Source organism: Arthrobacter sp. AOP36-C1-22 (genome assembly GCF_052377515.1).
Lineage (GTDB): Bacteria > Actinomycetota > Actinomycetes > Actinomycetales > Micrococcaceae > Arthrobacter_H.
Genome location: NZ_JBQSWW010000007.1, coordinates 111,588 through 124,833 on the forward strand (window position 1 = coordinate 111,588; position 13,246 = coordinate 124,833).

Here is a 13,246-nt window from a genome sequence, read left to right on the forward strand (position 1 = left end):
CGGCCTCCCCACCGCGGGGAGGCCGGGGCCCGATTCACGCGGTGACCACGGGCAGGTCGGACCATTCGGTGGTGTAGCGGGGCGAAGCGAATTCGCGTTTCATCGTCCAGGCCGCCGGTTCGGCCAGCCCGGCATGGCCCAACCCGATCGCCGCCTGTCCGAAACGGGCGCGCACATCCCCGAGCAGCGTCCCCATCCGGCGCTCCTCCCCCTCGGCCGTGAAGGCCTCGAAAGCCGCCTGGCCATCCGCCGGCTCCAGGCCCGAGAGCACCACCCCGGCCCGCACGTACCGCATCCCGGGGACCAACCGTTCCCGCATCGCCGCGACGGCGGTCCGGGTGAGCACGATCGGATCCTGCGTCGGCGCCGACAACCTCACGCCCACCACCGGATTCGCCCCCGGTGCTTCCGCGGATCCGGCAAAGCGGCTGACCCCGGCACTGACGGTGAGCATCGTGGCCCGCAATCCCTCGGCAGCCATCCGCGCGGCCCCGCGTTGGGCGTAGAGCGCCATCACCTGGTCCATGTCCGAGGCGGTGGTCACCGGGGTGGAGAAACTACGAGAGAACATGATCTGCGCCTTGTCCGCCCGCTCCTCGACCTCGGGAATGCACGGTGTGCCGTTGAGTTCAAGCACGGTGCGCTGCAGCACCACCGAGAACTTCTTGCGGATCACCAACGGGTCCGCCGTCCGCAGATCGGCGATCGTTTCGATGCCCAGGGCGTTGAGGCGTTGCCCGTTCCTGGCCCCGACACCCCACAGCCCGGTGACGGGGACGCGTGATTGGATGCGGTGGATCTCCTCCGGCGGGACGCTGTCGAGTGAACAGACCCCACCCAGACCGGGGTTGTGCTTGGCCACGTGGTTGGCGAACTTCGCTAGGATCTTGGTCGGGGCGACCCCCACGCAGACCGGGACCCCGACGTTGCGCCACACCGCTTCCCGGATCCGGCGCGCGCTGTCCCGCAGCGACGATTCGTCCCCCGGTAGCCCGATGAACGACTCGTCGATCGAGTAGACCTCCTGCCAGGCGCCGAACCGTCCGATGACCTCCATCACGCGGGACGACATGTCACCGTAGAGCTCGTAGTTGCTGGAGCGGGCCACCAGCCCCATGCCCTCCGCGCTCCCGGCGACCTGGAACCACGGGGTGCCGGTCTTGATGCCGAGCTGCTTGGCTTCGGGTGACCGGGCGACCACGCAGCCGTCGTTGTTCGAGAGCACGACGACGGGACGGCCTTCCAGTCGCGGGTCGAAGGCCCGCTCGCAGGAGACATAGAAATTGTTCACGTCCACCAGTGCCATGCGCCCGCGTCCGGGACCCGGCTCAGACATGGTGCAGGCAGCGGGTGACCACGCCCCAGACGGTGAGGTCCTCCAACGCCCGGACCATGACCGGACCGGTCGCGGGGTCGTCGGTGCGCAGCCAGACCCCATCGGCGTCGATGCCCAGGCGCCGGATGACCATTTCGGCCTCCAGGACGGCGATGACGACCCGGCCGTCGCGCACCGGAAGGGAGCGGTCCACGATCACCTCGTCCCCGTCGCAGATGCCCGAGGCGGCCATCGAGTTCCCCGCCACACGCATGATGAACGTGGACGTCCTATCGCGGATCAGATGCCGGTTCAGGTCGATCCCACCGTGGAAGTAGTCGCGGGCCGGGGACGGGAAGCCGCTGGCCTGGCGTTCCGCCGTCGGCCCGCCGGTGGCCTCATCCCCGCCGAAGGTGCCGGGCGGCGGGACATGCACGGGCTCCTGACCGAACACGACACCCCCCTGGAATAGAACAAACTTTCGATGACCAGCGTAGCATCACCGGCCCCGGTTCCCGAGCCGCCGTCGGGCACCAAAAAACCGGTCCCGATCGCAGGGATCGGAACCGGTTTGGTGGGCGGCGGAGCCTAGGCGTCGACGGTGATGACCGTGACGACGGGCTTGCGGCGCAAGGCGCGGTCGGACCAGCGCACCAGGGCCTGGGAGATCGCCCGTTCCGCGTCCGGCCCGGTCTTGACGCCCTTGAGTCCGTTGAGGGTCTTCTCCACGATGCCCACGGCCTTGCCGAGGTCCTTATTGGAGAAGCTGAAGCCCACCGGGAAGAACTCGGGGTCCTCCTCCAGGGCGCCGGTCGCCGGGTCCACGATGGCCAGCACGGTCAGCGCGCCGTCCTCGGCCAGACGGATGCGGTCCTGCAGGGACTCCTCCGTGGCCGCGCCGGCGACCATGTTCTCGACGTAGACGTAGTCGGCGGCGACGTTGCCCGAGACGCGGGCGACGCCGTCCTTGAGGTCGACGGTCACGCCGTCCTCGAGGACCAGTGCATTCTTGGGATCCACCCCGGTGCGCACCGCCAGTTCGGCGTTGGCCTTCAGGTGGCGGTGTTCGCCGTGGACCGGCATGACGTTCTTCGGGCGCACCAGATTGTAGCAGTACACCAGTTCGCCGGCCGAGGCGTGCCCGGAGACGTGGACCTTCGCGTTGCCCTTGTGCACCACGTTGGCGCCGAGCTTCGTCAGGTCGTTGATCAGGCGGTAGATCGAGGTCTCGTTGCCCGGGACCAGCGAGGAGGCCAGCAGGACGGTATCGCCTTCGATGAGGTCGATGATGTGGTCCTGGTTGGCCATGCGGGCCAGTGCGGCCATCGGTTCACCCTGCGAACCGGTGCAGATGATGACGACCTTCTCCGGCGCCATCTTGTCGACCTCCTTGAAGTCCACGAGCACGTTGCGCGGGATCTTCAGGTAGCCCAGCTCGCGGGCCGTGCCCATGTTGCGGACCATCGAACGGCCCACGAAGGCGACCTTGCGGCCGTACTTATGGGCGGAGTCGATGACCTGCTGGATGCGGTGCACATGCGAGGCGAAGGAGGAGACGATCACGCGGCGCGGGGCGGTACGCATGACGTTGTCGATGGCCGGCAGCAGATCGGCTTCGGCGGCCATGAAGCCCGGGACCTCGGCGTTGGTGGAGTCCGGCAGGAACAGGTCCACGCCTTCCTCGCCCAACCGGGCGAAGCCGGCCAGGTCGGTGATGCGGCGGTCCAGCGGGAACTGGTCCATCTTGAAGTCGCCCGTGGCCAGCACGGTGCCGGCACCGGTGCGGATCGCCACGGCCAGGCCGTCGGGGATGGAGTGGTTCACGGCCAGGAACTCGAGGTCGAAGGGACCGAACTTCTTGCGTTCGCCTTCCTTGACCTGGACCACGTTGGGCTTGATCCGGTGTTCCTGCAGCTTGGTCTTCACGAAGGCCAGCGTCAGCCGGGCGGAGATCAAGGGGATGTCGGCGCGTTCACGCAGCAGGTACGGGATGCCGCCGATGTGGTCCTCGTGGCCGTGGGTGAGCACGAGGCCCACCACATCGTCCAGGCGGTCGCGGATCGCCGAGAAGTCCGGGAGGATGACGTCGACGCCGGGGTGCTGTTCCTCGGGGAAGAGGACGCCGCAGTCGACGATGAGCAACTTGCCACCGTATTCGAAGACGGTCATGTTGCGGCCGATCTCTCCCAGGCCGCCCAACGGCATGACACGCAGGGCTCCCTTGGCGAGTGCGGGCGGGGTCTGGTGCTGCTTTTTTCTCAAGAGTGTCCGTTCTCTGTGCTGTTCTGGTTTCTTCGGTATCCGGCCGGCAGCGTCAGGTGAACAGTCGACGCCGGAGCGAACCGGGAAAATCAAGGGCTTCAGCGACCCACGGGCGGCAGAAGCATATCTACCTCGACTTTACCACCGCTTCGGCGCTACGCCGCCGTCGGGCCCCGCGCAGCAGCGACCCCGCGCGCTTCCGGAGGAGGAATCGTGCGGTGGACCGGTTATTCGGCGGGGTCATGCACCAGATGCCGGCCCAATGCCTCGCGCTCGTCATCGGTCAACGCGCGGGAGGCGGCACCGTCGGCCGCCAACGGGACGATGACCGTGGTGCCCACGAACACGGTCGTCCCGTCCTGGACGCCGGTGTGTCGCAGGGTGAAGGATTTCGTCCCGATGCGCTCGATGCCCAGGCCGATGGTCATCGACGGGATGTATTCGGCCTGGGCCAGGTAGTCCACGGTCATCGAGGCGACGACCACCCCCATCAGCAACCGGGCGAACCCGTCCTCGGTGCGGATCCACCGCACCCTGGCTTCCTCCATGAGGGTGACGATGCGGGCGTGGTTCAGGTGGCCGTTGGCATCCTGATCCGACCAGCGCAAGGCAATGGTGACGTCCGTGGAACTCATGGCCCCACCCTACCGGGGCCGCTGGCGGCTAATAGACGACGTCGAAGACCCAGACCGCCAACGTCATGGTGGTCAAAGTGGTCAGGACCAGCGAGATGACGTTCAGCCAGATGCCGGCCTTGAGCATGTCGGAGATCTCGACGTAGCCGCTGGAGTAGGCGATGGCATTGGGCGGGGTGGCCACCGGCAACATGAAAGCGCAGGTGGCGGCGATGGCGACGGGAACCACCAGGAGCATCGGGTCCAATCCCAGCCCGACGGCGACCCCTCCGATCAGCGGCAGGAACGCGGCCGCGGTGGCCGTGTTGCTGGTCAGTTCCGTCAGCCCCAACACGATCAGGGCCACGGCGGCGATCAGGACCACCACCGGCAGGAAGCCCAGGCCGTCCACTTGTTCGCCGACCCATTTGCTCAGGCCGGTTTCGGTGAATTGAGCCGACAGGGCCAGCCCGCCGCCGAAGAGCAGCAGGATGTCCCAGGGCAGTTCCTTGGCACTGCCCCAGTTCAGCAGCGGGACGCCCTTGCGCAGGTTCGCCGGGATGATGAACAGGGCCACGGCGACGCACATCGCAATGACGGCATCCTCGATGGAGGTATCGGGCCACAGCAGCGGCACGGTGATCCAGGAGGCCGCGGCGAGCACGAAGATCGCCAGGACCAGTTTCTCCCCGACGTTCATCCGGCCCAGCTTCTTGTACTCATCGGAGATGAGCTGGCGGCCGCCGGGGATCTCGCTGATCTCGGGCTTGAAGATCACGAAGGTCAGCAGGTACCAGGCCACCGCCATGAAGACGACCGACATGGGAACGCCCACCAGCATCCACTGTCCGAAACCGACATGGATGTCGTGGGCCTGTTGCAGATAACCCACCATCAGGGCGTTGGGCGGGGTCCCGATGATGGTGCCCAGCGAGCCGATGGAGGCGGAGTAGGCGATGCCGAGCATCAGGGCGATCCCGAATTTCGGGGGTACCTTCTTCTCATCGCTCATCCGCGCGGTCAACGCCAGCACCGACATCCCGATGGGCAGCATCATCACCGCCGTGGCGGTGTTGGACACCCACATGCTCATGAACCCGGTGGCGATCATGAACCCGCCGATCAGCTGGCGGGGCTTGGTCCCCACCAGCAGCACGGTGGCCAGCGCGATCCGCCGGTGCAGGTTCCACCGTTGCAGGGCCAGGGCGAGCATGAAACCACCCATGAACAGGAAGATGATCGGATTCGCATACGGTGCCGCGGCATCGCCCATTCCGGCGACGTTGAGCATGGGGAACAACACGAGCGGAAGCAGCGCGGTGGCGGCCAACGGGATCGCCTCGGTCATCCACCACAGGGCCATCACGGTCGCCACCGCGGCGGTGAACCGGGCGGGTTGGGCCAGATCGCCGGGCAGCAGGAAGAAGACGACGACGGCCAGCACCGGCCCGGCGAAGAGACCGATCCGCTTGCGCATCAACACGGCCGGGCTTTGGGCGGATTCGCGCAGCCCGGGCGCCTGTTCGGCGTCGTCCTCCGCAGTGGCGTCCGGGGCATCGTTCGGACGGGTATCCGGTTCGTTTGACGGCGTTGTCATCACGGTCCTTCTGCTGGCGTGGACGGGATGGTTCGGTCCCGTCCGCCCACTATCTCCGATACGGGCTCTTCTGCCCAGAGCACCACGCGGGCCGGCGCGGACTTCAGGAACGCAATGCCGCCAACGCGAACCCCACCATCTCGGTGAAGGTCTCCTCGCGTTCCTGCGCAGTGAGATCAGAGCTGCCCGGGCTGCCATCGGAGACGGTGCCCAGCATCAGGGTCTCGATCTTTTCCCGCATGCCCACCGCATACAGGGCGGCGGCTTCCATCTCGACCGCCAGGGTGCCGGCCTCGGTGAGCCGGACCATGGCCTCGGGGTCGCCGTTGTAGAAGTCGTCGCTGGTCAGCACGGAGCCGACATGGACCGTCTTCCCGCTGTCCTCCCCATGGGCGACGGCGGCACGCAACAACCCGAAATCGGGGGTGTGGCTGATGTGGACACCGGGGAAACGCACCGCGGTCATCGCCGAGGTGGTGTGGGCTGCGGCGGCGGCGATGACGTCCCCGACCTTCAGCTGCGGTTGCATGCTGCCCACGGTGCCGACCCGGATGATCCGCTTCACCCCGTAGAACCTGGCCAGTTCGGTGGCATAGATGCTGATCGAGGGGCTTCCCATGCCCGAGGCCATCACCGACACCGGCTGGCCATCGACGGTTCCGGTGTAGCCCAGGATGCCGCGGACCTCGGTGACCAGTCGCGGGTCCTCCAGGAAGGTCTCGGCGATGCGCTGGGCGCGTCGCGGATCCCCGGGCATCAGCACATGGGGTGCGAAGTCGCCGGGTTCTGCTGAGATATGCGGGGTGGCCATGACTCTCCTGGATGGTCGGGGGCGGTCGGGGTGGTTGCACGGGAGGATAGCATGACCGACATGGGAACCTCCTCACACCGTGGAATGCCATGACCGGTCGCCGCGAACGCTTCCGCGATATTGCCGAGACCTTCAGCCGGCACGGTTTGGGCTTCCTGCTCGCCGCCTTGGGCGTGGATGCCCGCATCCTGGGTCCCGCGGCCCGGTTCCCCGCAGGCCAAGGCCAGAACCAGGGGCTGCCCCAACGACTACGCCTGGCCCTGGAGGAGCTGGGGGCCGTGTATGTGAAGTTCGGGCAGGTCCTTTCCACCCGCTCGGATCTCCTGCCGGCCGAGTACGTGGTGGAACTGGCCAAACTCCAGGACGGGACCCCCTCGGTGCCCTTCGACGGAATCCGCGAGGTCATCGAGGCCGAGCTGGGACCCGAAGCCGCGAAACTTCTGTCCACCATGGATCCCACCCCATTGGCCACCGGTTCCATCGGTCAGGCCCATGTGGCCACGGTCCAGGGACGTGACGTGGTGGTCAAGGTGCGCCGCCCCGGAATCGTGGAACAGGTCAACAACGACCTGGAGATCATGGCAGAAATCGCCAAGCTGGCCGAACAGGCTTCGGCCACGGCCCGGGGATTGCGGCTGGCAGATACCGTCGACGAGTTCGCCCGGACGCTGCGCGGGGAACTGGACTACCTCGCCGAGGGCCGCAACGCCGAACGGTTCGCCAAGGATTTCGCCACCGATCAGAAGGTCCACATCCCCGAGGTCTTCTGGAGCACGACGACGTCGCGGGTGTTGACCCTTGAGCGCATGCGCGGGCTGAAGATCACCGATGTGCAGGGCCTGCATGCCGCAGGCCTGGACCCCTCCGAGGTGGCGTCCCGGGCGTGCAACGTGCTGCTGCGCATGGTCTTCGAACATGGGTTCTTCCACGCCGATCCGCATCCGGGGAACTTCTTCGTCGAGGACGACGGACGATTCGGCATCATCGACTTCGGCATGGTCGGACACGTCAGCGACGACCTGAAACGCCAACTCGTGAAGCTGCTGCAAGCCATTGTCCTCCGGGACCCCCACCGGATGACCACCGCCCTGTTGCGGCTCTGCGGGGCCGGGCAGACGAGCCGGCGGGCCGAACTCCAGGCCCACCTGGCCCAGCTGTTGGACCGCTACGCCGATCAACCGTTGGCCCAGGTCCCGCTGACGCTCATCGTCAACGACGTGGTCGCCATGTTGCGTCGCCACCAGCTCCGACTCCCACCCGATACCGCCTTGCTCATCAAGATGCTGGCCATGGCCGAGGGACTGGGCCAGGAGATCGACCCGGCCTTCGACCTGCTCTCCGAGGTCTCGCCCTACGCGCGCCGACTCATGCTGGCTTCGGTCTCCCCCTCCGCCATCGCCGAACAGCTCAAGCTGATCGCCTCGGAGGCACTGAACCTCGGGTCGGAAGCGCCGGAACTGATTCGCCGGGCCACCGAAATCCTGGAAAGCGGAGGCGTGGACGTACGCATCCGCACCGAGGAACTCGACGAGCTCATGGACCGGTTGGACCATACCGGCAACCGGATCGTGGCCGGGCTGGTCACCGCCGCACTCATCACGGCGGTCGGCGGGCTGGTGGGCAGCCAGCCGACGCGTTGGCATCGCTGGCCCCAGGCCCTCTTCACCGCCGGCGTGGGTGGGGTAGGCGCCCTGGGCGGCTACCTGGCCTGGACCTCACGCCGACGGCGAAGCTGATCACGGCCGGCGTTCCAGCCCGCCGCCGTCCGGCGTGGACTCACCCCTGGAGCAACATCAGCGCCGCCCGTTCACCGATCATCACCGAGGGTGCGTTGGTGTTGCCGGTGGGAACCAATGGCATGACCGAGGCATCGGCGATGCGCACGCCGTCGAGACCGCGGACCTTCAGGGTGCGCGGATCCACGACGGCCTCGGCGTCCAAACCCATGCGGCAGGTGCCGACCTGGTGGTGATAGGTCACCACCGAGTCGCGTACGTACTGCTCCAGGTCCTCGTCGGCGACCTGAGGTCCCGGGTAGACCTCGGTGGCACCCCAGGCAGCCAAGGCCTCCGTGCGACCGATCCTCCGACAGTGGACCACCGAGGCCACGAGGGCATCGACATCGGCTCGTTCGGAGAGTGCCCGCAGGTCGATGCTGACCGGATCCGATGCTTCCGGCCCGGTCAGACGGACCTCTCCCCGGCTGTGCGGACGGACCAGACCGCCAAGCATCGAGAATCCCCCGTCGGCACCGGTCATCTCCCCTCCCGCATAGTCCTGCGAGTACATCGGCACGGAGAAGAAGATCGGTTGGGTATCAGGGACTTCCAGGTCCGGGCGGCTCTTGGCGAAGAGGTGCACCTCCGCGGGGGCGGCGGTCAGTTCCGGCACCGGGCGGTCGCTCGAGAAGATCACGGGTGACAGCAGGTGGTCTTGGAGGTTTTTACCCACTCCGGGAAGGTCGTGGACGACGTCGATGCCGACTTCTGCCAGTTCATCCGCCGGGCCGATCCCCGAGCGCAACAGCAGCTCGGGGGAATTGATGACTCCGGCCGCAAGAATGGTCTCCGCCGCGCGCAACACCCGCTGGCCACCGCTATCCTCCACCTCCACCCCGAGGACGGCGCCGTCTTCGATGAGCAACCGGTGGGCCCGGGTCCCGGTGAGCAGGGTGAGATTCGGGTGGTCGGCCACGGGCTTGAGATAGGCGTGCCAGGTATTGAATCTCTGCCCGTCCCGGACATTGAGCTGCATCCGGGAAACGCCCTCGGGGTTCCCCGAGTTGTAGTCATCGTTGAGCTCGAAACCGGCTTCGACGGCGGCCTCGAGCATCGAGTCCTGGATCGGATTGTGCTCGTAACCGGTGCTCACGTCCAGCAGCCCGTCACCACCGCGTGTCTCCGAGGCTCCGCCATCGTAGTTTTCGATCTTCTTGAACAGCGGAAGAACGTCCTTCCAGGACCAGCCCGGGCACCCGAGGTAGGCCCAGGTGTCGTAGTCCTGGCGGGCGCCTCGGACCCAGATCGTGGCGTTCAGCCCATGGGAGCCGCCCATGACCTTGCCCCGCGGCAGGTGCAGGCTACGCCCTGCTGCCCCGTCCTGCGCAGTGCTGTAGTAATCCCAATCCTGTTCGCTATGCCAGAGGGCACCGAGCGTGCAGACATTGGCGATGTCGGGGTTGGTGTCCTGTTCCCCTGCTTCGATCACGGCGACCCGTTTTCCCGCGTCAAGCAGGCGTCTGGCGATGACGTTGCCGGCGGAGCCCGCGCCGATGACAAGGTGGTCGAATTGCTGGTCTTCCATGTGTTCCTCTCCGTGGCACGCGCGATGCGATCAACCAGGCGTTGTCGATGTGGGGGCGCGGTCTCGGCCGGTCAGCCGGCGATGACCTGCGGGACGCCCAGGGCCTTGAGTCCGGCGACGCCGAATTCGAGTCCGTAGCCGGACTGCTTGACCCCGCCAAAGGGGACCCGCGGGTCCACGGCCCCGTGCTTGTTGATCCACACGGTGCCGGCTTCGATGCGGGCGGCAACCTCACGGGCCCGTGCCGGGTCGGCCGACCAGACGGAGGCACCGAGGCCCACGTCCAAGCCATTGGCCATCTGCACGGCTTCGTCGATCGTCGAGTAGCGGATGATCGGCAGGGCAGGACCGAACTGTTCCTCGGCCACCAGCGGGTTGGCATTGTCGATGTCGGCGACCAGGGTCGTCGGGTAGAAGTACCCGGGCTGGCCGGACTCCGGGTTCCCTCCCATGAGCATCCGGGCCCCCGAGGCCTTGGCGTCCTCGACGAGCTTCGCAACGATGTCGTATTGGGCCTGGTTCTGCAGCGGGCCCAGCACGTTCCCCTCGTCCAGCCCGATACCCATGGGCATCTTCCCCGCCACCTCGACCAAGGCATCGCAGACCTGGTCGTAGATGGCGTCCGGGACGTAGAGCCGTTTCATGGCTGCGCAGGTTTGCCCGGTATTGATGAAGGCCCCCCAGAAGAGGTCCTCGGCAATGGCTTGGGGGTCGACGTCGTCGAGCACGATCCCCGCGTCGTTGCCGCCGAGTTCCAGGGTCAGGCGTTTCACGGTGTCGGCGGAGGAACGAATGATCGCCTTGCCCGTGGCGGTGGATCCGGTGAACATGATCTTGTCGACGTCCTTGTGGGCGGATAGTGCCTCACCGACGTCGCGGCCGCCGGGGACCACCTGTAGCAACCCCTCCGGCAGTGCCTGGTTCATCACCGCTGCCAGGGCCAATACCGACAGCGGGGTGTATTCGCTGGGCTTGAGGACCACGGTGTTGCCCATGCGCAATGACGGGGCGATCTGCCAGACGGAGATCATCATCGGCCAGTTCCACGGGCCGATGGCCCCCACGACCCCCAGTGGACGGTAGTGCACCACGGCATGGGTTTCCCCGTCGTCCACCACGACCTCGGGTTCGAGTTCGAAAGCGGCTGCGGCCCGCAGCCAGGCCGAACACGCCCCCACTTCGAAGCGGGCGTTGGGCCCGTTCAGCGGCTTGCCCTGTTCGCGGGAGAGTAGTTCGGCCAACGCCTCGGCGGAGGCCTCCACCGCGTCGGCCGCCGCGTTGAGGTACTCGCTGCGCTCGGCGTGGGAGCGCGCGCCCCACCCCGGTTGCGCCGACCTGGCGACGGAGACGGCCGCATCCAGGTCGGCGGCGGTCTGCACGGGGGCCTGCCCGATGAGTTCTCCGGTGGCCGGGTCGCTGATGGCGCGGCCCTCCCCCGATCCGACGATCCGGGCCAACAGATCCTGGTAGGTCATTGTCGCGGTGGCCGGCTGCGTGCTCATGGGCTGCTCCTATGCTGCGTGCGCCGCCCGGGGGACGGCGCGTGGTGGTCACTGACCTCCCACTTTGCCGTGGAACAGCGCCGGTGTCTTGTCTTTCCGGGTTCCGGTGTTGGACGCCAGCGCAGTGTTCCCCGACCCGCAGCGGAAAGACTACCGGCCCGCCTCCTGGACGTCGCCGTCCACCATCTCCTCCAGGGGGTCGACTTCAGGGGTCGAAAGGTAGCGTTCCAGACTGTCATCCAACTCGCGCAGCCACGGGGTATGGTGCGTGGCCGCCATCGTTCCGGTCTTCACCGATCTGTAGGTCTTATCCCGGTAGGTCAGGATGTTCTTCTGCTTATCTTCCTTCCAGGCCAGGAAGATCTCCACGACCTCATCGACGTCGAAGGGCGGGTAGTCGGTGGCCTCGAGCAGGTCACGGATGTAGTCGGCCTGGAACCGTACTTCATCGGCATCGCCGTCGATGGCCAGGAAGCTCTCACGCCAGCGGCGCATATGCTCGGTGCGCTCCTGGGCCGAGGGCAGCTGGGTTTGCCCGAGGATCACATCACGCACATACCAGGCCTGGGCGTCGAACATGTTGAAGGTGAACCACTGGTCCTGGGCACCGAGGTAGAAGAGCTTCTCGTTGACGTCGGAGACGACGCCGCGGTACAGGCCGTCCGGGTAGACGTTATTGGGCGAATTCAGCGCCACGTCGGCAGGAAGGAACGGGTACTTATGCAGATAGCCGGTGCACAGGATCACTGCGTCAACGTGGCGGGAGGTGCCGTCGACGAAGTGGACGATCTGGCCCTCGAACCGATCGATCAGCGGTACTTCCTGCATCCCGGTGGGCCAGTCGTAGCCCATGGGGCCGCTGCGGTAGCTCAGCGTCACCGAACGTGCACCCATCTTGAAGGCCTGGACGCCGATGTCCTCGGCTGAATAGCTGGCGCCGATCAGCAGGACGTCCTGATCGGCCAGCTTCTCGGCACCGCGGAAGTCGTGGGCGTGGTGCAAGGTCCCGTGGAAGGTCTCGATGCCTGCGAAGTCGGGGACGTTGGGGAAACTGAAGTGTCCGGAACCGACGACGACGTGGTCGAATTCCTCGGTCTTGCTGGTGCCTGCGGACAGGTCATCCACGACCACCGTGAACTTCTGCGATTGCTCGCTAAAGTGGACCCACCGCACCGCATGGCAGAAGTGGACCTGCTCCTTGAGCCCGGACTGGGCCATCCGCCCGTCGATGTAGTCCCACAGCACCGGTCGTGGTGGGTAGGAGGAAATCGGGCGGCCGAAATGTTCGTCGAAGCTGTAGTCGCTGAATTCCAGTGCTTCCTTGGGGCCATTGGACCAGAGGTTGCGATACATGCTCGAGTGCACCGGCTCGCCGAACTCATCGATCCCGGTGCGCCAGTTGTAGTTCCATTGCCCGCCCCAGTCGTCCTGCTTTTCGTAGCAGACGACCTCCGGGACGTCCTTGCCGGCCTGTCGTGCTGCCTCGAAGGCTCGCAGTTGTGCCATGCCGCTGGGTCCGGCCCCAATAATTGCCACGCGTTGTGCCACGAAAATCCATCCTTCCGGCCTCTTCGGCCCCTGCATCAGCTGGGCCGCACGGAGTCCCGGAGTAACCGGTAGTACACCTCGACGCACGGCTTCAGTCGTCTTCTGTCCCGCCTGCCGCGCTGAAGTTCCGCTGCGGTCCTTACGGACGGTGGGTGCGTGGAATCCGCACCGTGAATCCTCCGACCTTACCACCGGGTAGGTTTTTGCCCTGCCGCCCGTCGGACACGCTTCCGGAGGCCGACCTGGGGAATCAAACAAATATTAACTTGACGCATCAACTATATGCGTTCACGA

Annotated in this window: 10 protein-coding genes; 1 reads left to right on the forward strand and 9 read right to left on the reverse strand. The window is 66.4% G+C overall.

The features are described from left to right. Positions 1–34 precede the first annotated feature (34 nt). The 6 genes from ACT3S6_RS06150 to deoD form a co-directional block, all read right to left on the reverse strand. Positions 35–1,336: a Y-family DNA polymerase gene (locus ACT3S6_RS06150; protein ID WP_444554196.1), complete on the reverse strand. Its 1,302-nt coding sequence runs from the start codon at positions 1,334–1,336 to the stop codon at positions 35–37. Next, complete coding sequence (locus ACT3S6_RS06155) at positions 1,329–1,751, reverse strand: LexA family protein (protein WP_443384055.1); 423 nt, start codon at positions 1,749–1,751, stop codon at positions 1,329–1,331. The genes ACT3S6_RS06150 and ACT3S6_RS06155 overlap by 8 nt, the downstream gene beginning before the upstream one ends. 152 nt (positions 1,752–1,903) lie before the next feature. Further along, positions 1,904–3,520 (reverse strand): ribonuclease J, encoded by a 1,617-nt coding sequence (locus ACT3S6_RS06160; protein WP_443384069.1) that lies wholly within the window; start codon positions 3,518–3,520, stop codon positions 1,904–1,906. Positions 3,521–3,804: 284 nt separating this feature from the next. Next, positions 3,805–4,212 (reverse strand): acyl-CoA thioesterase, encoded by a 408-nt coding sequence (locus tag ACT3S6_RS06165; protein WP_443384054.1) that lies wholly within the window; start codon positions 4,210–4,212, stop codon positions 3,805–3,807. A 28-nt stretch (positions 4,213–4,240) separates the two neighbouring features. Continuing rightward, on the reverse strand, positions 4,241–5,788 hold the full coding sequence (locus ACT3S6_RS06170; protein WP_443384053.1) for an SLC13 family permease: 1,548 nt from the start codon (positions 5,786–5,788) through the stop codon (positions 4,241–4,243). Positions 5,789–5,891: 103 nt separating this feature from the next. Beyond that, complete coding sequence (gene deoD, locus ACT3S6_RS06175; RefSeq protein WP_443384052.1) at positions 5,892–6,599, reverse strand: purine-nucleoside phosphorylase; 708 nt, start codon at positions 6,597–6,599, stop codon at positions 5,892–5,894. 89 nt (positions 6,600–6,688) lie between these two features. On the opposite strand from deoD, the gene ACT3S6_RS06180 reads away from it, so the two are divergent. Then, complete coding sequence (locus ACT3S6_RS06180) at positions 6,689–8,335, forward strand: ABC1 kinase family protein (RefSeq protein WP_443384051.1); 1,647 nt, start codon at positions 6,689–6,691, stop codon at positions 8,333–8,335. Positions 8,336–8,375: 40 nt separating this feature from the next. On the opposite strand, the gene ACT3S6_RS06185 is transcribed toward ACT3S6_RS06180, so the two are convergent. The 3 genes from ACT3S6_RS06185 to ACT3S6_RS06195 all read right to left on the reverse strand — a co-directional run bounded on the left by ACT3S6_RS06185 (position 8,376) and on the right by ACT3S6_RS06195 (position 12,988). Continuing rightward, complete coding sequence (locus ACT3S6_RS06185; protein WP_444554197.1) at positions 8,376–9,902, reverse strand: GMC family oxidoreductase; 1,527 nt, start codon at positions 9,900–9,902, stop codon at positions 8,376–8,378. A gap of 71 nt (positions 9,903–9,973) precedes the next feature. After that, positions 9,974–11,404 (reverse strand): aldehyde dehydrogenase family protein, encoded by a 1,431-nt coding sequence (locus ACT3S6_RS06190; protein ID WP_444554198.1) that lies wholly within the window; start codon positions 11,402–11,404, stop codon positions 9,974–9,976. Positions 11,405–11,554: 150 nt separating this feature from the next. After that, positions 11,555–12,988: an NAD(P)-binding domain-containing protein gene (locus ACT3S6_RS06195; RefSeq protein WP_444554199.1), complete on the reverse strand. Its 1,434-nt coding sequence runs from the start codon at positions 12,986–12,988 to the stop codon at positions 11,555–11,557. Positions 12,989–13,246: the final 258 nt, after the last annotated feature.